The organism is uncultured Aquimarina sp., from assembly GCF_947500065.1.
GTDB lineage: Bacteria > Bacteroidota > Bacteroidia > Flavobacteriales > Flavobacteriaceae > Aquimarina.
In genome coordinates this window covers 30,504-52,785 of the sequence record NZ_CANMQT010000006.1, presented here as the reverse complement: position 1 = coordinate 52,785, position 22,282 = coordinate 30,504, and the positions used below count along the sequence as shown (strand labels likewise).

16 protein-coding genes are annotated in these 22,282 nt (G+C 32.4%); 7 read left to right on the top strand and 9 right to left on the bottom strand.

What is annotated here, in order from left to right:
- Positions 1-52: 52 nt before the first annotated feature.
- The 3 genes from Q0975_RS17490 to ccsA form a co-directional block, all read right to left on the bottom strand.
- The gene (locus Q0975_RS17490; protein ID WP_299439017.1) at positions 53-2,860 is read right to left on the bottom strand and encodes a triple tyrosine motif-containing protein; all 2,808 of its coding nucleotides are present in this window, start codon (positions 2,858-2,860) and stop codon (positions 53-55) included.
- On the bottom strand, positions 2,861-4,507 hold the full coding sequence (locus Q0975_RS17485) for a solute:sodium symporter family transporter (protein ID WP_299439016.1): 1,647 nt from the start codon (positions 4,505-4,507) through the stop codon (positions 2,861-2,863).
- Positions 4,508-4,655: 148 nt separating this feature from the next.
- The gene (gene ccsA, locus Q0975_RS17480) at positions 4,656-7,814 is read right to left on the bottom strand and encodes a cytochrome c biogenesis protein CcsA (protein WP_299439014.1); all 3,159 of its coding nucleotides are present in this window, start codon (positions 7,812-7,814) and stop codon (positions 4,656-4,658) included.
- 132 nt (positions 7,815-7,946) lie between these two features.
- Between ccsA and Q0975_RS17475 the strand changes: the two genes are divergently transcribed.
- From Q0975_RS17475 to Q0975_RS17465, 3 genes are read left to right on the top strand one after another with little or no spacing between them, the layout of a single operon-like run.
- Positions 7,947-8,711, top strand: a complete 765-nt coding sequence (locus Q0975_RS17475; protein ID WP_299439012.1) for a DUF2520 domain-containing protein — start codon at positions 7,947-7,949, stop codon at positions 8,709-8,711.
- Positions 8,695-9,219: an HAD hydrolase family protein gene (locus Q0975_RS17470; protein WP_299439010.1), complete on the top strand. Its 525-nt coding sequence runs from the start codon at positions 8,695-8,697 to the stop codon at positions 9,217-9,219. The genes Q0975_RS17475 and Q0975_RS17470 overlap by 17 nt, the downstream gene beginning before the upstream one ends.
- Positions 9,220-9,260: 41 nt before the next feature.
- Positions 9,261-9,833: a non-canonical purine NTP diphosphatase gene (locus Q0975_RS17465; RefSeq protein WP_299439008.1), complete on the top strand. Its 573-nt coding sequence runs from the start codon at positions 9,261-9,263 to the stop codon at positions 9,831-9,833.
- Here the strand turns inward: Q0975_RS17465 and Q0975_RS17460 are convergent.
- Complete coding sequence (locus tag Q0975_RS17460; protein WP_299439006.1) at positions 9,830-10,462, bottom strand: CPBP family glutamic-type intramembrane protease; 633 nt, start codon at positions 10,460-10,462, stop codon at positions 9,830-9,832. The genes Q0975_RS17465 and Q0975_RS17460 overlap by 4 nt on opposite strands.
- A 1,099-nt stretch (positions 10,463-11,561) precedes the next feature.
- Here Q0975_RS17460 and nhaC point away from each other — a divergent pair.
- Entirely contained in the window at positions 11,562-13,046 is a 1,485-nt protein-coding gene (gene nhaC / locus Q0975_RS17455) for a Na+/H+ antiporter NhaC (protein WP_299439004.1), read from the top strand.
- A 159-nt stretch (positions 13,047-13,205) separates the two neighbouring features.
- On the opposite strand, the gene Q0975_RS17450 is transcribed toward nhaC, so the two are convergent.
- The gene (locus tag Q0975_RS17450) at positions 13,206-13,604 is read right to left on the bottom strand and encodes an acyl-CoA thioesterase (RefSeq protein ID WP_299439002.1); all 399 of its coding nucleotides are present in this window, start codon (positions 13,602-13,604) and stop codon (positions 13,206-13,208) included.
- 90 nt (positions 13,605-13,694) lie between these two features.
- Between Q0975_RS17450 and Q0975_RS17445 the strand changes: the two genes are divergently transcribed.
- The 3 genes from Q0975_RS17445 (at position 13,695) to Q0975_RS17435 (ending at position 16,124) form a co-directional block, all read left to right on the top strand.
- The gene (locus Q0975_RS17445) at positions 13,695-14,324 is read left to right on the top strand and encodes an NAD(P)H-dependent oxidoreductase (RefSeq protein ID WP_299439000.1); all 630 of its coding nucleotides are present in this window, start codon (positions 13,695-13,697) and stop codon (positions 14,322-14,324) included.
- Positions 14,325-14,393: 69 nt separating this feature from the next.
- The gene (locus tag Q0975_RS17440) at positions 14,394-14,849 is read left to right on the top strand and encodes a thioredoxin family protein (protein WP_299438998.1); all 456 of its coding nucleotides are present in this window, start codon (positions 14,394-14,396) and stop codon (positions 14,847-14,849) included.
- Between the two features lie 84 nt (positions 14,850-14,933).
- On the top strand, positions 14,934-16,124 hold the full coding sequence (locus Q0975_RS17435; RefSeq protein WP_299438996.1) for a DegT/DnrJ/EryC1/StrS family aminotransferase: 1,191 nt from the start codon (positions 14,934-14,936) through the stop codon (positions 16,122-16,124).
- Between the two features lie 9 nt (positions 16,125-16,133).
- Here the strand turns inward: Q0975_RS17435 and ribB are convergent, their stop codons facing one another.
- The 4 genes from ribB to Q0975_RS17415 all read right to left on the bottom strand — a co-directional run bounded on the left by ribB (position 16,134) and on the right by Q0975_RS17415 (position 22,267).
- Positions 16,134-17,285 (bottom strand): 3,4-dihydroxy-2-butanone-4-phosphate synthase, encoded by a 1,152-nt coding sequence (gene ribB / locus Q0975_RS17430; RefSeq protein ID WP_299438994.1) that lies wholly within the window; start codon positions 17,283-17,285, stop codon positions 16,134-16,136.
- A gap of 281 nt (positions 17,286-17,566) precedes the next feature.
- Complete coding sequence (locus Q0975_RS17425; RefSeq protein ID WP_299438992.1) at positions 17,567-19,027, bottom strand: LptF/LptG family permease; 1,461 nt, start codon at positions 19,025-19,027, stop codon at positions 17,567-17,569.
- Between the two features lie 73 nt (positions 19,028-19,100).
- On the bottom strand, positions 19,101-19,736 hold the full coding sequence (locus Q0975_RS17420; RefSeq protein WP_299438990.1) for an outer membrane lipoprotein carrier protein LolA: 636 nt from the start codon (positions 19,734-19,736) through the stop codon (positions 19,101-19,103).
- A gap of 56 nt (positions 19,737-19,792) precedes the next feature.
- On the bottom strand, positions 19,793-22,267 hold the full coding sequence (locus Q0975_RS17415; protein WP_299438988.1) for a DNA translocase FtsK: 2,475 nt from the start codon (positions 22,265-22,267) through the stop codon (positions 19,793-19,795).
- Positions 22,268-22,282: the final 15 nt, after the last annotated feature.

The window sequence follows — 22,282 nt, the reverse complement described above, 5'->3', positions numbered from 1 at the left end:
TACAACGTTAGAGTATAGGTAATGTAGTGGTGTTTTAAGGTAATGTATGGTTTTAAATTTCGAGAATGTAGTTTACTAAACTGTCTGAATGTTCTAATTGCAGCTTTTTTCTTAGACGATAACGTTTTATTTCTACGCTTTTAACCGAAATATTAACCAATGAAGCAATTTCTTTGGATGATAAATTTAGTCTTAAGTACGTACAAAATCGTAAGTCGTGAGGAGTTAAATTATTATGTTTCTCTTTTAGTTTCTTTATAAAGTCTTTATCTACACTATTGAAAGCTTCTTCGAAATGTTTCCAATCATCCTTATTGTTTAAGTTTCTATCAATAATTCGTTCTACATTCTTCACCCCACTGCTTTCAAATTCAGATTTTTGAAGTTCTTTTTTGATCGTGTTAAGTATTTCATTTTTCTTAATAATATTCATTGTAGACGAAGCAAGTTCACGATTTTTACTCTCTATATCCTGAGTCAATTTTTCATTCGTAAGTTTCATTATTTCTCCTTCACTTTCCAGTTCTTTGAGTTCCAATTGCTTTTTATTCTCTTCTACTAACTTTTCTCTTTGTTTGGTATAATAACGTTTATAAGCTCTATGCGTAACTAACAATAGAATTAATAACAAAACAGAATAAATTATAATGGCCACTACAGAAAAATACCAGGGCCTATCGATAATAAACTTATACTCTACAACATTTTTACTTAAAACATTACCTGTTTTTGCTCTAACTTTAAACGTATATTCTCCGAATGGCAAATTTTCAAACACTTTATTGGTCTTTGAAGTCCAACCACTCCAATCTTCATAAAAACCTTCTAGCTTATACTGAAACTTTGAAATAAGGAATTTATCGTATTCGGGAATTGTATAGACAAAAGAAATAGTATTTAAATTAGATTTGAATACTGGAGGTGAATCAGAAACTTCAACCGGTTTAAATTCTGTAGTTTTTTGTTTTGCTGAAACCTTTTCAAGAATAATAGTATGTTCTTTTGAATTTACCCTAGATAAGTCCAAAATCATATATCCAAATGTAGTTCCTAATAAATACTTCTCCTCTTCAAGGTGCATTATATTTTCAAAACCATTCATCTCTTTTCTTAGCAAGTAAGGGATAGATACTTTAGTTACTTCTAAATTATCCGAAAATTGGCTTTGGGAAATATAGTCTAATTCTTCATCAGTAAAACTCCAGAGTCCTCCTATATTATCTTTTATTAGTCTTCCAACATTTTTCTCTTTAGTCTCAAAAACGTGATTCACACCATTATCTTGATCAAAAGCTTTATTTTCCTTGTTATAAAAAGACACCCCTTCTTGATGTGCATAAAAAAAATCGTTTTTGTATTTTGTTATGCTTGATTGTTTACCTTTTATAGTTAGTGAGTCTTTAACTACTTCTAATACTTTGGAAAATTCATCATCTACGATAATGCTAAAAAGTCCTTTGTATTCATGATTGACCCACAATTTACTATCATATATTTCCAAATATCGAGCAGAATAATCAAATCCTTTAACTTTTTGTTTTAATCTCCATTTTCCATTTTTTTTTGCCAGCACACTCAATCCTTCATAATTGCCTTGCAACAACCAGTCAGGATGATCTTCAATCGTACGAAAAATCCAAGTTCCCTGAATCCAACTTATAAGTTCGGATGTATTCTTTTCTATTAAAAAAGTACCATCATTATGTCCACAAAACAATTTGTTATCATAAGAAAAAAGATTCCAAACTTGTCCTTTGGTACCTTCAACAAAACTGAATGACTCATCCTTATCAATACTTTTGTAAAACACTCCTTGATTTGTTCCCAGATATAAAAAACCTTCAAAAACAATTGAGGTATAAACAGTACCGATAGTACCTTTATCATCATTAAAACTTTGAACCGGCGATTTTATATTTATACAATTAATGCCTTTATCTAATGCTAACCATATATTGCCATCTATATCTTCAAAGGAAGATAAAACCGTATTATTACTTAATCCTTTATTTTGATTAATTTGATACGTAACCTCACCTTTTTCTGAAAGATATATTAGTCCTTGGGAAATAGTTCCTAAAACAAAGCTTCCGTCCTTAAGTGTGATACTACTATAAATAGTAGAATTGCTTAATAAGTAATCAGACGGCGTACCCCATTCACTAACTTCTCCTTTCGAAAATTCAAAAAAACCTTTGGTACTTGTTAGTAATAGAATTCCGTTTTGAGACTTCGAAATATTTACTATTTTATCATTAACCACTTGATCATCATCTATGACTAATGTCGGGCTACCTTTTTCAATTTTATAGATTCCATTATTAATATCCTGATAATATATCGTCCCATGAACATTGAATATATTAGTAATGGCTATTTTAGATTCTATAATTGAGATCTCCTCATTCTTAACGTTATAAAGATAAATTCTATCAAGAGACTGAAATAATATCCAATCGTCTTGGCTGACAATGTGCCAAAACTGTTCATCCTCGATAAGATTTTCCGTTATATTTTCGGTCAGTGAAGTGTACTCAAGTTTTCCAAAACCATTTTTTTTCCAGTACCCAAAATTCATATAGAATCCCGTATAAATACGTTCTCCAATAACTTTGACTGATCTTATAACCGTCTCATTAGGAGTTGGATAAAGTTCCCAGTTTGCTCCATTGAACTCTAAAAGTCCTTTGTTATTAGCTACATAAATGTATTTATTATCCGCTTGAGAAATGGCCCAATTTTGGGTTGCTCCTTTGTACTCATCTGGCAAATAGACTTCTATCGGCGGTAATTCCTGTGCGGTAACTATCGTCGTAAATAGAAAAAATAGAAATAAAAATGTCTTTTTAATATATTTCAATTAGTTAAAATAGATATAGGTAGATATCACTATTAAACACACAATAGCTCCTACGATCTTAGTATACTTCCATGGTGTAATATCTACTTCTTTTGTATAATGCTGCTCGTATGCTTCTTCTCTTGGATACAATTTACCAATAATTAACATTATAATGATGTTGACCACAAAAAGAATAGCCATTACGTGCAGGAAATGAGGGTATGCAGATGTTTCTATCCTTCCTAATTCTACAAGATCAGTTATTCCATTAGCTTTAGCAGCTTCAACAGCATTACCTTGAAGAATAGGTTTTATAATAAACTGACTAATTATATATAGTACGGATCCAGATATAATACCTATTTTACCCGCAATCGCCGGAACTTTCTTAGTAAGATACCCTACTACTATAATTGTCAATATAGGAATACTATATATTCCATTTACCTCTTGTAGATAATCAAAAAGACTCCCTGCATTAGCAATAAAAGGAGCTACAGCCATGGCTAATATTGCTAATAAAACACCAAAGCTTTTTCCTGCTTTTACCACTTGCTTTTCACTAGCCTCTTTATTTATATACTCTTTGTAAATATCCAATCCAAATAACGTAACAGAGCTATTTAAAGCACTATTAAACGAGCTTAATATCGCTCCAAATAATACTGCTGCAAAAAAACCAACCAATGAAACAGGTAACACTTTACTTACCAAAGTAGGATATGCCTCATCTGCAACTTCTAACTCTCCATTAAAAAGATGAAAAGCTATTATTCCTGGTAATACTACTATAATCGGGCCTAATATTTTTAAAAATGATCCTAATAATAATCCCTTTTGACCTTCTTTAAGGTTTTTAGCACCTAAAGCTCTTTGGATAATTGCTTGATTTGTTCCCCAATAAAATAATTGCACCAACATCATTCCTGTAAATATGGTCGCAAAAGGAATGGAAGAATCACTATCTCCAATCACTTTAAATTTTTCAGGATTCGAAGTCATCAATGTATTAATTCCTTCAGAAATACTGCCATCTCCTATCTCTATCAAACCAAAAACTGGAATCATAATTCCTCCTATCAATAATCCAACAGCATTGATTGTATCAGATACAGCTACTGCCTTTAATCCACCGAAAATTGCATAAATAGATCCGATAACCCCAATACCAATAACACAAATCCATATCGAAGCTCCTTTAGAGACCCCCAATAATTCAGGAACATCAAACATCGTACTAATCGCCAAAGATCCAGAGTATAATACTATAGGTAAGAACACCACAACATAACCTGTTAAGAATAATCCAGATGTTATTGCTTTTGTTGTAGTATCATAACGCCTTTCTAAGAACTGAGGTACTGTTGTTATTCCTCCTTTAAGATATCTTGGCAATAAAAAAATCGCGGTAATCACCATTGCGATAGCTGCTAGGGTTTCCCAAGCCATCACCAGAATACCTTCTGAATATGCAGCTCCATTTAGTCCAACAATTTGTTCTGTAGATAAATTAGTCAGCAATAAGGAACCTGCAATTACCACTGCAGTTAAACTACGACCACCTAGAAAATAACCATCAGAAGATGTTTCGTCGGTTTTCCTTGTAGCCAGATAAGATATGATGGCAACTAAAAGTGTGAATCCTACAAAAGAAATAATACCCATATTGAAGTTTTAATGATTTATTAAGAATCATAAAAATATCAGATATTATTGAAGTAGTGTTAACAATAATGCTGAAAAATTAACACTGTATAGTTTTTGTATAGTTTCCTTTAAGAATAAAGCAATGATAAACAATTAATTACAAAAATCACTTCTTATAGTGTACAGTATACCTCCAATAGGAGAAAGCTCCTAATATTGCCCAAACAACAAAGCTGTAGTACACTGCTGATGGTGTTACTACCTGATCACCGCTTGCATAAGAATGTAGTCCTTTTAAGTAAAAATTTACTCCGAAATATGTCATTAATATGGATCCAACAGCTAGTACAGACATTAAATTAAAGAACCATCTACTTCTAAGGCCAGGAACTAATCGCATATGAATCACAAAAGCATATACCATAATACTAACCAATGCCCATGTTTCTTTAGGGTCCCAACCCCAATAACGTCCCCAACTTTCATTGGCCCACATTCCTCCTAAAAAGTTACCGATCGTTAACATCACAAGACCGATAGTTAATGCCATTTCATTAATAATCGTAATCTCTTTGATATTGAGATCCATTCTCTTTTTATTAGACTTAGTGGTTAGTATCATTAATAATAATGAAAGTACTCCCAAAATAGCTCCTACAAAGAAAGGACCATAACTTGCCACAATAATCGACACATGTATCAATACCCAATAAGAATCCAAAACAGGTTGCAGATTTGCAATAGCAGGATCTGTCCAGTTTTGATGCGCAAAAAATAGAATTATTGCAGCTACAAACGCTGTTGCTGCAACTGTAAGGTTACTCTTTTTACCAAAAGCTAATCCTAAAGCCATTGTTGCCCAAGCCACATAAATCATGGATTCATATGCGTCACTCCAAGGCGCGTGACCCGATACATACCATCTAATTATTAATCCTGATGTATGTACCATAAAAATCAATACGGTAATCCCCATAAAGATGTTTATCAACACTTTTACAAACTTATTCTTGTAATAGAATATCCCGAAAATGATGATTAGAATAAATAATACACTTGTAATACTATAATATTTATATAATGTTCTGAAAATATCATACTTATTTAATGCGATTTCGGCTTTAATTTTATCATCAGCTGGCATCACTTCACTTCCAAATTTTGTCTGAAACGCTTTGATACTTTCTATATACTGATCAGGTTTACTATAATCCCCTGTTTTCCTTGCTTCCTGCAATGACTGTATATAAATAGGAATAATTTGTCTTGTATATACAGAATCCATTCCGGTGAATTTATACTCATTCAATTCTGGTACAGAAACCCATTTATTATTTTCATTGTCTGGAACCGGAAAAACCTTAAGAATCCCTCCGCCTAATGCTTGGTTTAAAAGGTAAAACTTTTCATGAGTTTTCAAGAAATCTTTTTCAAAACTGCTAGGTGTATTTGTACTACTTGCTTTTTCTAAGTACGGATCTAATTTATAAGAACCATCCTGTTCTACAAGATCTATAAGAGATACCCTTCTTTCTGATTTTGAAACCCCTAATATTCTACGGATACTATCGTTTTCTTTTTGTATTTCAATAATAGGAATACTATACCATATGAATGGATTCTCAAGCATCGATACAAAAACTTGATCTGCTGTCAATCCTTCGTATGTATCTTTTTTACTTAACTTCCTTAATAATTCCGAAGAAAAAGTATTAACAGGTTTCATTCTACCACGCTCATCCTGGATTATTATGCTACCAAATTTCGAAGCATGTTCTTTACTAACAGCATTCGCTTTAATTATAGAATCTAATTTAGCTTTTCCTGGTAAAGTTTGAAGATGGTTTACGTGATCCGCCTGTTCTTGTGCAAAAGAAAACGTAGCAACAAACAGTGCTAACAATACGGTCATTTCTTTCTTTTTTAACTTCACTTTATTAAGCATTTGTTCAAGATCCTTAAACCTAGATCCTTTCGTAAATAAAATAAGCATTAACCCAAGATACAGTAACATATAACCAGCATAGGTAATCATAGTACCCCAATAATCATGATTTACAGACAATACTGTTCCTTTTTCATCTGGATCAAAAGAAGCTTGAAAGAAGCGATACCCTTTATGATCTAAAACATGATTCATATAAATATCGTAAGGGCGTGGAGTAGAATTTTCTTCAATAATATCTACTTTGCTCATAAATGACTTATATACTTTTTCTGTTCCAGGTTGTTTCTCTGCTATAAAATCATTCAACTTTAATGAAAAAGGAAGCTCTAATCGCTTAGATCCATAATTGAAATACATATCAAGACCTCCTAAAGAAATCTTTTGCATATCATTAGAATATCCTTTACCCCCTAATAATTTTACTTCTTTAGTTTCCTCTTTAGTAGACACCTCAAAAATAAGTGCATCCTGCTGACCTTTTTCTTTGACCTCAATAGGAACAACATCGTACATACCAGTAATTACCGGATCCGGAATAACAAATTGCATCCCAGCAGTTTGATACAATGATCGTAACATAAGCGGTTGGATACTATCTTTAATAACCAAGCCCTGTTGTTGATCCGCCATTCTCATATAAGAACCATCAAATGGAGATTCTATATAATACTCATCATTTTTATAAGTAATATTAATAGCTCCTTTTGTTGGAATATTAAAGGCTACCAAAATATTATGGATATTAGAAACTTCTCCTTCTTTTAAATAGTGATCATGCCTATTTCCATCTCCCGCTTCTACTATCTTTAGATAATTCTCTCCATCCTCAGTTTCAACAAGTCCCATTTCTGCTCCGGTGATATAGTTTTTATATCGTATTGTAACGGGTTGTTGATTATAATCCGTGTTTATAGTAAAGTCATTATCTGTCGCTTGTGTCAATTCCAACTGCTTAGAAATTACTCTTCTTCTCGGTTCACCATCGATCTCTCCATCAAGAAAAGCAGTTAAATACGTTCGTTCGGATAAAAATTCTGAAGTTGTTTCGCCTTCTCTAATCGGCATTACTCCTTCATAACTAATATATCTAGTTACAAAAGCTCCTAAAATGATGAGAATAAAAGAAAGGTGTAGCAATAATGTTGCCCATTTTTCTCTTTTATATAATCTAAATCGTACTATATTTCCGCAGAAATTGATCATAAAAAAAACCATAATCGCTTCGAACCACCAAGTATTATATACCCAGATCCTTGCCGCAGGAGTACCATAACCATCTTCAAGAAAAGTACCTACTGCCATCGATACGGCAAAAATCAAGAATAACATTGCCATCAATCTTGTAGAAAATAAAATACTCGCCAATTTCTTTTGCATTGTAATTTTTTTAGCTCGGCAAATTTAATGTTTTTAAGAGGATAATCAGACATTCTAATTATCCTATTTATTGGTTTTAACAGAACTATAAAACTTATCTAATTTTTAAAGTAACTTCCTTATTTTAGCCAAATGATTACAATTGTTATCCTTGGTGCTGGAAATGTAGCGCAACATTTGTATACTGCTTTTTTAAATCAGAAATCAGTAACAGTCTTGCAATGCTATAATCGAAAAGGTGTCAGATTACATAAAGATCAGAAAAGAGATACAATTACAAGCGATCTCGGTGCTTTGATAAAGGCAGATGTATACATCTTAGCAGTTAGTGATGATGCTATAGAAGATGTATCTAATTCATTACCTTTTCAGGATAGATTAGTTGTACACACGTCTGGTAGTGTGTTAATGACCGATATAAATAATAAAAATTATCGTGGAGTTTTCTACCCTTTACAAACTTTTAGCATTGGTAAGGATGTGAATTTTTCTAACATTCCTTTTTGCATAGAAGCCGATCAAGAACAAGATGTTAAACTATTAAAAAAAATAGCTTCTTTATTATCTAAAAAAATATATGACATTTCTTCTGATCAAAGAAAAGTATTGCATGTTGCTGCTGTATTTGTAAACAACTTTACAAATTATATGTTTTCCGTAGGGAATGAAATATGCTCAGAAAACAAGGTGCCATTTGAAATTTTACATCCGTTAATACAAGAAACTGCCAAAAAAATAGTAAAAATTCAACCGGATAAAGCTCAAACCGGACCAGCTATTCGAAATGATATACAAACTATCGAAAGACACCTGGAGATTTTAAAAGACAATTCACAAAAAGAACTATATAAAATGCTTACTGAAGCAATACAATCTAAATATGGAAAAGAGTTATAAAGAATATTTACAGCACATTACTACTTTTATTTTTGATTTTGATGGTGTTTTGACAGATGGAATGGTAATTATTAATACTAACGGGGAACTATTAAGAACTATGAACATCAAAGATGGATATGCCTTAAAAACTGCTGTTCAGCAAGGTTTTAATGTATGTATCATATCTGGAGGAAAAAATGAAGGAGTCAGAAAAAGATTAGAGGGACTGGAAATTAAGGATATTTATCTGGGTGCACATCATAAAGTAGATCAGTTACACGAGTATATGAGTAATAAGAATATCAAAATCGAAAACGTTTTGTATATGGGGGATGATATTCCTGATTTACCAGTTATGAAAATGGTAGGATTACCAACCTGTCCACAAGATGCTGTAGCAGAAATAAAAGAAGTATCTACATATGTTTCTTTCAAAAAAGGTGGAAAAGGTTGTGTAAGAGATGTTATAGAACAAGTTCTTAAAGTGCAAGGTAAGTGGATTGAGAATTACGATGCTAAAGCCTAAATATTTAATAGGTAACACCTCAAAAAAACAACACTTTATAAATGAAATTAGTATTCGCCACAAATAACCTTAATAAGTTAAAAGAAGTACAAGCCATTGTTCCTTCTCATATTCAATTATTAAGTTTAGCAGATATAAATTGTACTGAAGACATTCCAGAAACATCTCCTACTATAGAAGGTAATGCAATACAAAAGGCCCAATATATAAAAGAACATTATGGATACGATTGCTTTGCCGATGATACTGGGTTAGAAGTTCAAGTCCTTGATGGTGAACCTGGAGTATACTCTGCTCGTTACGCCGGAGAAGCTAAAGACGCTAATGCAAATATGGATAAGCTTTTAGATAAACTTAAAGGAAAAGAAAATCGAGATGCACAATTCAAAACAGTCATTGCGCTTTATATTAATGAGAAAATAGAAACGTTTATAGGTATTTGCGAAGGCAGTATAGTACACCAGAAAAAAGGAGCGCTAGGTTTTGGATATGATCCTATTTTTTCACCTAAAGGATATCAAGAAACTTTTGCAGAACTGCAATTAGATGAAAAAAATCGTATCAGCCATCGCGCTCGAGCAGTAAAAAAACTAGTAGAATTTCTAAATGATTAATCTACTGATGGGAACGCAAGCATCTCTCCCATTCCAACCGTGAAAAGCCAATTTCCGTAAATTGCATGTTCTATAGATACCAAAGTTGTAGATTTTGTTCTCTGATACGTAAATGCAAATAACAGTCCTCCCAAAAAAGTGAGCAATTGAACCAAAAAACTTCTTAAAAATATATGGGCTAATGAAAAAAGAACTGCGTTTATAAAAATAAACAACCACTTATTTTTAATGAGGCTTTCGTATCTATTGTAAAAGAAAGTTCTATAGATAATTTCTTGTGGCCATACGGATAAGAATGAGTAAATAAATAAGATAACCACCCACAAGATAGGTTTCTTTAAAAGGACTGAAAATAACTTATCAGGAGCTATCCAAAAAACATATAAACTTGTAATAACAATAATAATTGCTAGCTTAATTATTGTCTCTTTCCAAAATGGTTTCCAGTATAACTTATCCGGAAATTTTATTTTTAAAAACCCTGATCTCCTAAGATGAACTAATATATAAAGGAAACCTGCAATTGTTAAACCTGCTTTTATCGAATTAGGGTAGGAAAATAAAAAACTGACAGGTAGTAATACAAATAAAAAAAATAACTCTAATCCACGAGCGAAAGTAGGTTGCATGATCATAATTTTGAACTAATTTCCGCATAAAAAATGAAACAATTTATTTTTTAACAAATAAAAAAGCCTCTGGGCAAGAGGCTTTTTATTTAGGGAAATCAAATTTTGGGGAATATTCGATTTACAATTTTGGGGTAATTAATGTTGGTATTGGGTAATACCATAAAAACTAATTCAACTTATATCAATCATTAACAACACTTCAAAAGTACGCCGACATCTTAAGAACATCTCTAAAATGATCACACAAAAAACTTGAAATATCGATAAAAAACATATTTAATCGATAAAGTACATTTTAACAAACAAAATAATATTTTTGATGTTTAAAACCTATATTAGAATAAGAATTTTCCTAATCGAATTAAGGAGAGATTATTAGTTAGTATATAGTGAATCGAGAAAACCTACTCCATAAAAAAAGCCTCTTGGGGTATGAGGCTTATTAGTAGGTAAATTTAATTTGGGCAAAAAAAGTTTAGTTCTCTAAATTTTGGAGTTATCTAATTATTTGGGGGCGAAACATTAAAACTAATTTAATTAGTAACTCTTATTTTTCACACTTCAAAAGTAAGCTATACACTATATTTTAATAGAAATTGAGGAGTCAAAAATCTCTTAATAATCGATTAAATACAATTTTAACCGACAAAATACTTTAATTATTAAATTTTAATCATTTTTAACAAAAAATAAGATTCTTATAAACCTATTGAATAGAATATACAATGCAGTGTACAAAAAAAGCCTCATTTCTGAGGCTTCATAATTTGTCAAATTTAACTTTGGGGGAAATTAAATTTGTTGGGGCAAAAAAACGTAAACAATCAATTCCAATTTTCCTCTTTCAATATATATTCAATTTCTTAATATCTTTCTTTTGATGGTTCAAAGATATTTCAACTTAGTGCTTTCACAAAAATCCATAAACAAATATACATTACACAATCGACAAAAAGCAATAAACAACGATAAAAAACACATCTATACTATTTATTATAAAATCAACGAATTAATTTTATAATTAAACGAGGAGAATACGTTGCATAAATTTTATTAATATCGTAACATTACACCAATAAAATTTCGAATACTATATATGGAAAGCCAAAACATCACTCCTACTGATCCCCAAAACGAAGAAATTATTGAAAACAAAGAACTAAACATTTGGGAAGCATTAATTCCGATTTTTGCCTTAGTAGGGATGTTATTCTATAATGTATACTATGCTTTTGGAGATGATGCATTGAGTGGTAGTAATCAATTTATATTGCTTCTTGGTGCTGCAGTGGCTGCAATAGTAGGTTTCTTCAATAAGGTATCCTACAAACAAATGATGGAAGAAGTTGCTCGCAACGTAAAATCTACAACGGGAGCTTTATTGATATTATTAATGGTAGGATCATTAGCAGGAACCTGGCTTATTAGTGGTATTATACCCACAATGATTTATTACGGATTACAAATTCTTAATCCTACGATTTTTTTACCGGCTTGCGTAATTATCTGTGCTATCATATCTATAGCTACTGGTAGTTCTTGGACTACGTCCGCTACCGTAGGTATCGCATTGATTGGAATTGGAGATACACTTGGTATTTCTCTTGGTATGACTGCAGGTGCGGTTATTTCAGGAGCATATTTTGGTGATAAAATGTCCCCTTTATCAGATACCACTAACCTAGCGCCTGCCATGGCTGGAGGAGAGTTGTTTTCTCATATAAAGTATATGACATACACTACGGTACCTACAATAGTTGTTACACTTATTATATTTATCATCATAGGATTTACACTTGATACTTCTGGTACTCCAGAAATTGGTGAGCAACTAGAAGCTATAAAAAGTGCATTTACAATATCACCTTGGTTGTTTATAGTACCAATAATCGTGATTGGCCTTATCATAAAAAAAACACCACCTTTAATTGCCTTACTAGCTGGTACATTGCTGGGCGCTATTGCTGCAATAATAGCACAACCAGAAATTGTAATGAATATCGCAGGTAGTGAAACACTGAATTTCAACTCTGCCTATAAAGGAGTTATGAAAGCAATGACCGTGGACACAGCTGTAGAAACTTCTAGTAAAGAATTGAATGACTTATTCACAGCTGGTGGAATGTCTGGAATGTTAGGCACTATTTGGCTAATCGTTTGCGCTATGGTCTTTGGTGGCGTTATGGATGCTATTGGAGCACTTGCCAGAATTAGCAAAGCTTTATTAAGCATGTTTGATTCTGTATTTGGGTTATTTGCTAGTACTGTTGCCAGTTGTCTTGCTTTAAACTTAACAGCTTCTGATCAATATTTGGCTATTGTAGTACCAGGAAGAATGTACGCAAAAGCATTTAAAGACAAGGGTCTTGCTCCTGAAAACTTAAGTAGAACATTAGAAGATTCTGGAACTGTAACTTCAGTTTTAGTTCCTTGGAATACCTGTGGAGCTTATCAAAGTGGTGTTTTAGGCGTTCCGGTTGTAGATTATTTCTTTTTTGCAATCTTCAATTGGCTAAGCCCTTTTACTACATTACTTTTCGCAGCTTTCAGAATAAAGATTAAACAGTTAGGAGATAAATAAAACCTTCTTTTTAAAATTACACAAGACGGTATAAAAAATTGATTTCTCCGTCATTTTCGAGCGGAGTCGAGAAATAACGCATACCGATACTTAATACATTTCGACTCCGCTCAATGTGACATATTCATAATAATAATAATATTTTTTAGCTCTCTCTTTTTATACTTTATTATCTATAATCGGAATAGGTTTTTTATCATTATCAATAGCAACAAACTTGAACATTCCAGAAACAGCTATCTCACGATCATAATTATACATTTCTTCTTTATAAATATCCACTTTTACCATACAACTGGTTCTACCTACTTCTTGGACTTTAGCTACAAGTTCTATAATAGTTCCTTCTGGAATGGGTTTTTCAAAATCTATTTTACCGGTAGAAATCGTTACTACCTTTTTTCTACTAAAACGAGTAGCGCATATAAAAGAAACCTCGTCCATAAGCTGTAATGCCGTTCCTCCGAATAATGTTTCATAATGATTAGTTGTATTAGGAAAAACTGCTTTAAAGATTCTAGTTTCTGATTTTTTGATTAATTCATCTATAATATTCATACAATAGTGATATAGTTTTTTCTTATCAGTTTAATGAATAAAGATACCTGTTATACCTGTATCTTTGTGGCATATTTTTAAAAAATTGGAATGGAAATTATTGAAAGTCTACAATGGCGATATGCGACAAAAAAATTTGATAATACTCGTACACTCCCTGAAGAGAAAATAAATATACTTACAGAGGCATTTAACCTCACCGCTACTTCTTATGGATTACAACCGCTCAAATTAGTTGTACTACATAACAAGGAAGTTCAAAAAGAACTTACTCAACATTCATGGAACCAACAACAAGTAGCAGATGCATCTCATGTACTAGTTTTTTGTATTGAAAATACTGTTGGCGAAGAATATATTACCAAGTATTTTGATAATGTAAAAGCGATTAGAAATACCTCTGAAGAAGTGCTTAAACCCTTTAAAGAACAACTTATAGATTCTTTTAAAAATAAGCCTGCAAATGAGATTTCCAATTGGGCAGCCAAGCAAGCCTATTTAGCTATGGGGAATTTATTAACAGTATGCGCTACTGAAAAAATAGATGCTTGCCCAATGGAAGGTTTTATCCCCGAAAAGTATGATGAAGTTCTTAATCTTACACAACGTGGACTTACTTCTGTATTAGTACTACCAATAGGATATCGTGCAGATGATGATATGTTTGCTGATTTCAAAAAAGTAAGACGCTCCATTAACGAATCGGTTATCATTTTATAATCAAACACTTGGCAAGATATTTGGTATATAAAAAATATTATATTTTTGTAATACCCAAACTTAATTAAAATGAAAAAAATAGTTCTGTTTTTATCATTAATAGTTACCACAGTTGTATTTTCTCAAAAGCGTGAATTATACTGGTTAACAGATTTTGAAACTGCTAAAGAAATTTCAAAAGAGGCAGAAAAACCAATTCTTATGTATTTTACAGGTAGTGACTGGTGTGCTCCTTGTATTATGCTTCAAGAAGATTTTTTTGCTACTGAAAGATTTAAGAAGCTATCGCAAAGGTTAATTTTATTAAAAGTAGATATTCCCAGAAGAATGGATATAATTTCTGAGGAACAATTAAAAGCGAATAAAAAATTATTAAGTAAATATAACAAGAAAGGTGGTTTCCCTAATATAATTGCTTTAAACCATAAAGGTAAAGTGCTTGGTAACCAAGGTTCTTATAGTTCTTCTCTTAGAGATCCTTCTAGATATTTTAGTTTTGTTACAATGATTATTGATAATTACTAAGTAAAAAGATAAGTAACACCATATATAATCAAAACTCTTTTCGGTATTTTTGCCGGAAAGAGTTTTTAATTTAACACTGTACCTATGCCAGGATTCGAGCTATTTGGAGCTGAAGAAAAAAAAGAAGTTCAAGACGTATTAGATAATGGAGTTTTAATGCGCTATGGTTTTGATGGTAATCGAAATGGACATCATAAGGCCTTGGAACTAGAAAGAGATTTAGCCGCAAGAATGCAAACAGAATATGCACAAGTTGTATCAAGTGGAACTGCAGCATTAACTGTTGCATTAGCTTCTGCTGGTATTGGATCCGGTGATGAAGTAATCATGCCTACTTTTACCTTTGTGGCGAGTTTTGAAGCAATATTATCTGTTGGGGCTACTCCTATATTGTGTGATATAGATGATACGCTGACTCTGGATCCGAAAGCTGTAAAGGCTGCAATTACCACGAAAACTAAAGCAGTTATGCCTGTACATATGTGCGGTTCTATGGCAGATCTTAAAGCTTTAAAAGCAATCTGTAATGAACATAATCTAGTTCTACTAGAAGATGCATGCCAAGCAATTGGAGGAACTTATGATGGTAAACCTCTTGGTAGTTATGGAGATCTAGGGTGTTTTTCATTTGATTATGTAAAAACAGTTACCTGTGGTGAAGGCGGTGGATTGATTACCAATTCTAAAATATACGCAGAGAATGCTGATAAGTATCAAGATCACGGACATGATCATATCGGTAATGATCGAGGAGCCGAAACACATCCTTTTTTAGGGTATAACTATAGACTTTCTGAATTAAATGCCGCCGTAGGAATTGCTCAATTAAGAAAGTTAGATCAAACGCTAACAATCCAGGAAAAAAACTACACTGTCCTAAGGAATGCTCTATCCTCAATACCTCAGATTTCTTTTAGAAGAGTTCCTGAAACTGGAGTAGAAAGCTATGCTTTTTTAAGCATATTTCTTCCTAATGAAGATTTAGCCAGAAAAGGACATAAAGCTCTTGGCGAACATGGAGTAGACGCTTGTTTTTATTGGTTTGATAATAACTGGCATTACTATAAGAAATGGGATCATTTATTAGAACCAAAATCATTAAATAGGCTTTCTCAAGAACAAAAAACAGGACTTCAAAAAAACAATCAATCTTTTGATTCCAGTGACGCCTGGATGGGAAAAACTATCTCGTGTTTGATAAAAGTAGGTTGGTCAGAAATAGAAGTAAAAGAAAGAGCCTCAAAAATGATTGAAGCTCTTCAGAGTATTTTATAAAACTATTTACTAATAGTTTACATATTCTACTATTTCTAATCCGTATCCTATCATACCAACACGTTTTTGTTGCACGGTATTGGATACCAATCGTAGTTTATGAATATTAAGATCATGAAGAATCTGAGCTCCTATACCAAAATCTTTGGTATCCATAACTATTTTTGGTGCTTTAACTACTTCTTCTCCGGTTTGTACTTCTTTTAAACCTTTTAAACGATTAAGAAGATTAAATGACTGGCTTTCCTGATTGATAAAAACAACAGCTCCTTTACCTTCTTTATTAATACGGGTAAACATAGCATCTAATCGCTTATCGGCATTATTTGTCAATGTACCTAAGATGTCATTATTAAACAATGTAGAATTAATACGTGTTAAAACAGGTTCATTATCTGACCAACTTCCCTTAGTTAATGCTATATGAATTTGGTTATTGGTGGTTTGCTGATATGCTCTTAGTCTATAAGTTCCAAAACGAGTCACCAAATCGAAATCTTCTTTCTTCTCGATAAGCGAATCATGTTGCATTCGATACGCTACCAAATCTTCAATAGATACTAACTTAAGATCATATTTTTTAGCAACCTCCAATAATTGAGGGAGCCGTGCCATTGTGCCATCTTCATTCATTATCTCTACAATGACCCCTGCCGGTTTTAATCCTGCCAATCTAGCAAAATCAATTGCTGCTTCTGTATGCCCAGTTCTTCTTAGAACTCCTCCTTGTTTAGCTTTCAATGGAAAAATATGACCAGGTCTAGCTAGTTCATGTGATTTAGTATCAGGATTGGTTAATGCCAAAACTGTCTTAGCACGATCACTTGCAGAGATACCAGTTGTCACACCATCTCCTTTTAGATCTACAGAAATTGTAAAAGCGGTTTCCATAGGATCAGTATTGTTATCCACCATCATATTTAATTTCAGGTCTTCACAACGTTGCTCTGTAATCGGAGTACAAATTAATCCTCGTCCATGTGTCGCCATAAAGTTGATCATTTCCGGAGTTACCTTCTCAGCTGCAGCTAAAAAATCTCCTTCATTTTCTCTATCTTCATCATCGACAACGATAATCACCTTACCTTGACGAATATCTTCAATAGCTTCTTGTATAGTATTCAATTTTAATTTGTTTTGGGTCTCCGTAACCTGTGACATAACTATGCGATTCTTAATTTGGTAGCAAAGGTAATTTATATAATTCTTAAATGGAACAGTATCCTATAATTATCTGATTCTATTCAAGTTTTTCTATATTCTTTTTTAAAAACATAAATAAATGGATAAAACCAAGGCTTAACATAGAAGATATTATACAATCCCTAAATCATCAAATAAAAAATAATGAGTGATTAGAGTAGAATATTTATGAAAATATCATTTCGGCTTTTCCTATAGTGTATTCGTAAATAACCATATCTACATCTTAAAGATAAGAGCTATTTCTTATCTTCCTTTTTCTTTGTTTTATTTGATCTCTTTTCAAAAAAGTCTCGTATCGGCTGTATTAGAATATCAAAACTAACGAATCCGCGATCTCTTGTTGCTCTATAGGTCAAAAATATACTAAGCGGAAATATAATAAAAGTTGAAAGCCAAGATCCAACGAACGGAGGAACTCCTCCTTCTTCTGCGCCATTTTTAGCAAAAATCCCTATAAAATGATATGCAAGAAACAACACAACCCCTATAACAATCGGTAATCCTAAACCACCTTTACGAATAATCGCACCCAAAGGGGCTCCTACAAAAAACAACAAAACACAAGCAATTCCTAAGGCATACTTATCATGTAATGACATTTCATATTTATTAAGATGTCGCTTTCTAACCTCTAATGTTCTCTTTGACCCCTGAATCCTCCTAATCACTCCATCTACATTAGAAAATGCAAGATTGTATATCTGCGATTTCTGTCTTATATTAAATCGATCATTTATCAAATCTAACGTATCGCTAGTTGCCGTTTGAAGTGTATCTATTTTTAGGTTTCTATTTAATTCTACAAATCCGTTTCGTCGATTCACATCATCTTCTGTGGACTTTATTTCATCATTTACCTGGATTGACAACGTATCTATTTGCTCTCTTAACCCACTTACATTTAACATGTTATACCCTTTACTATATTGTTGTGCATCCATGTCGACATTGTCCAGAGAGGATAAATCAATATTTAATATATACTGCTTAAAATGTGTTTTCGCAAACGGTAATTTTTTTCTCCTTTTGGGAGATTTCTGTTGAACTTCTGTGTAATGATATCCATCATTAAGCGATAGTGTAATCAAATCAGAATCAATACTACCTTGCAATTCGCCATCGGTAGCCTTAATAACTGTGAAATTACCAGCTCTAGCTTCTTTCTTGTGAATTATTACATCTCTTAGAAATTGATCATTATCTCCAAATTTTTCCGCAACCCTTATATTTATATCTCCCAGATCATTAAATTGATTAGCAGTAATCACCATAGCCGGTTTGACCTTTACTATATTTTTCCTGAGGTTAACAAACTTCCGTTCTGAATTAGGAATTACCGTATTAGAGAATAAAAATGCTCCAATCCCTACAAAAAACATAAAAACCGATAACGTTCTCATTGCTCTCTGTAACGATATCCCTGAAGATTTCATTGCCGCAAACTCATAGTTCTCAGCAAAATTACCAAAGATCATGATCGAGGTAAGCAGAATTGTTAGCGGCAATACCATTGGAATTAACCTAGGAGTCGCATATGTCAAAAACTTTATAATTACTGAAAAATCTAGATCTTTTCCTGCTAATTCCGATATAAACAACCAGATAGTTTGCAACAAAAGAATAAACATTATAATGATAAAGAGTGGAAAAAAAGTCTTTAAAAAAGTCGTTAGAATATATCTGTCAAGTATTTTCACCTATTCGCCTATAAAATAAATCCCGAAATCATCGGGAGTATATTGATTTTAAAATTAATGCTTAAATATATCACTAATCTAAACGATTGATATAATAATTAGCATACTTTGATTCATCAAAAACAAACAATGTTTTAGATAATGGTTGATTGGTCTTAAAACTATTTACTGTAATGGTAATATTTGTTCCATTATTTTGCATCAAAATCAATCTATAAATATGCTTTGTTTGCTTATCAATTCCTAATAAAATTTCTTTTAATTCACTATTAGAGTCAATAGGAATCAATTTTATAAATTGAATTTTTCTTCCTTGTACGTCTTGTACTATATCCAATTTAGAAGTATACCCTTCTTCATAAAAAGTAAGCATTTTAGAAGGTGTTACACTTGCATCATCCTCAGCATTTTGAGCAGAAATATTAATCTCTTCATCTTCAGGAATGATCACATGTAGTTTCTTTCCATCATACATTTGTTCAGTACCCATTAGGTTTAGTAAATACTTGTCACCGAACAAGGTAACATCACCTCTAGTCTCCTGAGAAACATTTTCGGCAGGATTGTTAAGTGCATATTTAAACCCTATCACAATATTTTCATAACTTCTAACCTTAGAAGACACTTCATCTAAAAGTTGCTTTGCATCCTGCGCTTGAGTTGTTGTTATAAAAAGTGTAATTACTAAAAAAAATATTCTCTTAATCATCTATTTATTTCTATATAATATTTATAAAATTCTCTTTTCTTTCTTAAAACCTAATATTATTCTGCATCCAATAACTGTTTCAATGCAATTAAATCGGTAACTAAAACTTGTCTGGCTTTACTGCCTTCAAATGGGCCTACAATACCTGCAGCTTCTAATTGATCAATCAATCTTCCTGCTCTATTATAACCTAATTTGAGTTTTCTCTGTAATAAAGACGCTGAACCTTGCTGTGCTGTGACAATAACTTCTGCAGCTTCATTAAAGAGCTTATCTCTATCTTTCTTATCTATATCAAGACTTGTGCCACTTTCCTCTCCAGAATATTCTGGTAATAAGTGTGCATCAGGATAAGCTTTTTGACTACCTATATAATCAGTAATCCTCTCTACTTCTGGCGTATCCACAAAAGCACATTGAATCCTAACAAGATCATTACCTTGTGTATACAACATATCTCCACGGCCAATTAATTGATCTGCTCCTCCTGTATCTAAAATAGTACGAGAATCAATTTTAGAAGTTACTCTAAAAGCTATTCTAGCTGGGAAATTGGCTTTGATCATACCTGTTATCACATTAACAGATGGTCTCTGAGTAGCAATAATAAGATGTATCCCTATTGCTCGCGCTAATTGTGCTAATCTAGCAATAGGTGTCTCTACTTCCTTACCTGCGGTCATAATAAGATCCGCGAATTCATCTACAACAAGCACGATATATGGTAAAAACTTATGTCCATTTTCTGGGTTCAATTTTCTAGCTCTAAATTTCGTATTATACTCTTTTATATTACGAACCATTGCATTTTTCAACAAATCATATCGAGCATCCATCTCTATACAAAGAGAGTTCAGTGTATTAATGACTTTATTATTGTCCGTTATGATAGCTTCATCCGTATCAGGTAATTTAGCGAGATAATGACGCTCTATTTTATTGAACAATGTTAGTTCTACTTTCTTAGGATCTACTAACACAAATTTTACCTCTGCAGGGTGTTTTTTATACAATAATGAAGTTAAGATTGCATTTAACCCCACAGATTTACCTTGTCCTGTAGCTCCCGCCATTAATAAATGAGGCATTTTAGCTAAATCAACCACAAAGGTCTCATTCGAAATAGTCTTACCTAGTGATAAGGGCAACTCCATTTCTGCTCCTTGAAACTTGGATGAAGCAATTGCAGATCGCATGGAAACGATTGTTGATTTTTTATTTGGAACTTCGATACCGATAGTTCCTTTACCAGGAATTGGTGCTATAATTCTAATTCCTAAAGCAGCTAATGATAAAGCAATATCATCCTCCAGATTTTTAATTTTAGAAATACGAATACCTGCTTCCGGCACAATTTCATACAAAGTAACTGTAGGACCAACGGTTGCCTTAATCTGAGCAATCTCTATCTTATAGTTTTTAAGTGTTTCTACAATCTTATTTTTATTCTCTTCGAGTTCTCCCTGATCAATGGTAATTCCACCGTTTTGGATTGAATAATCTTTTAATAAATCAATTGTTGGGAATTTGAAATTTCCTAACTCCAATTTTGGATCAAATTCTCCAAAATCCTTCACCAACTTAGCACTAAGGTTTTCTACCTCTTCTTCTTCTACAACGGTCTCTACCTCCATCGCAATATCCTCTGGATTGTCTTCAGATTTTATTATTAATTTTTCAGGAACCTCATCAGATTGATTTTCGGGGTTACCATAAAATTCATTTACTGTTGTCTTTGTAGATTTAGTCGATTTATTGTCAAATAGTGGTATCTTTTCCTTAATTTTCTCTGTAACGGTTTTTACAGACAAATCCTTTGTATCACCAAGAGATAAGCTTTCTTCCTCTATAATTTCTTTCTTCTCTTCTTTTTTTATGCTGGTTGTGCCATTGATCTTTTTCGCAGATTGATAATCCTTAGTAATTTCTGTCTGTGTCTTTTTTAAAGAAGCAGATATCTTTTCTGGGGTATATCGCAAACGAACTACTATATATACAATAGCTAAAAATGCTAATACTAGTACCGTACCTATAAAACCAATATAATCTTGCATAAAATCATTAACCTCATACCCAATAACTCCTGCAAGCAATCCGCTTTCTTTTTGTACAAAACCAAAAATCACTGAAATCCACAACATTACTAACGTTCCCCAAAACCAAAATCCAGCTAGTTTCTTTCTATTTAAATCAAAAAAGAGATAAACTCCGGTCAGAGAAATTAAAACTGGGAGAATTAGAGCTGAAATACCAAAACCTCTGAAAATAAAAAAGTCACTTACTTTAGCTCCTGAAATACTAAGCCAATTTTTTGCAGAAGATGTCCTATTTGGAAATTCCGAGATTTCACTTTGATCTATTTTCCAGTTAAAGAAAAAAGATACAAATGCAAAGAATAATGCAATTCCTAAAAAAAATAAGAAACTGCCCAAAACAACTTTTTGTTGTCTTGATAAAGTAAGTCTTTCTTTTAAAGGAATTTTAGGTTTTTTTGTAGTTTTCCTTTTTGTTGTTGCCTTTTTTTTTGCCATTTTTTGGATGTGTTA

Bases quoted from the DNA above. Each gene is read 5' to 3' on its own strand.
- Q0975_RS17485 (WP_299439016.1), bottom strand. From the start codon at position 4,507: ATGGGTATTATTTCTTTTGTAGGATTCACACTTTTAGTTGCCATCATA.
- ccsA (WP_299439014.1), bottom strand. From the start codon at position 7,814: ATGCAAAAGAAATTGGCGAGTATTTTATTTTCTACAAGATTGATGGCA.
- Q0975_RS17475 (WP_299439012.1), top strand. From the start codon at position 7,947: ATGATTACAATTGTTATCCTTGGTGCTGGAAATGTAGCGCAACATTTG.
- Q0975_RS17470 (WP_299439010.1), top strand. From the start codon at position 8,695: ATGGAAAAGAGTTATAAAGAATATTTACAGCACATTACTACTTTTATT.
- Q0975_RS17465 (WP_299439008.1), top strand. From the start codon at position 9,261: ATGAAATTAGTATTCGCCACAAATAACCTTAATAAGTTAAAAGAAGTA.
- Q0975_RS17460 (WP_299439006.1), bottom strand. From the start codon at position 10,462: ATGCAACCTACTTTCGCTCGTGGATTAGAGTTATTTTTTTTATTTGTA.
- nhaC (WP_299439004.1), top strand. From the start codon at position 11,562: ATGGAAAGCCAAAACATCACTCCTACTGATCCCCAAAACGAAGAAATT.
- Q0975_RS17450 (WP_299439002.1), bottom strand. From the start codon at position 13,604: ATGAATATTATAGATGAATTAATCAAAAAATCAGAAACTAGAATCTTT.
- Q0975_RS17445 (WP_299439000.1), top strand. From the start codon at position 13,695: ATGGAAATTATTGAAAGTCTACAATGGCGATATGCGACAAAAAAATTT.
- Q0975_RS17440 (WP_299438998.1), top strand. From the start codon at position 14,394: ATGAAAAAAATAGTTCTGTTTTTATCATTAATAGTTACCACAGTTGTA.
- Q0975_RS17435 (WP_299438996.1), top strand. From the start codon at position 14,934: ATGCCAGGATTCGAGCTATTTGGAGCTGAAGAAAAAAAAGAAGTTCAA.
- ribB (WP_299438994.1), bottom strand. From the start codon at position 17,285: ATGTCACAGGTTACGGAGACCCAAAACAAATTAAAATTGAATACTATA.
- Q0975_RS17420 (WP_299438990.1), bottom strand. From the start codon at position 19,736: ATGATTAAGAGAATATTTTTTTTAGTAATTACACTTTTTATAACAACA.
- Q0975_RS17415 (WP_299438988.1), bottom strand. From the start codon at position 22,267: ATGGCAAAAAAAAAGGCAACAACAAAAAGGAAAACTACAAAAAAACCT.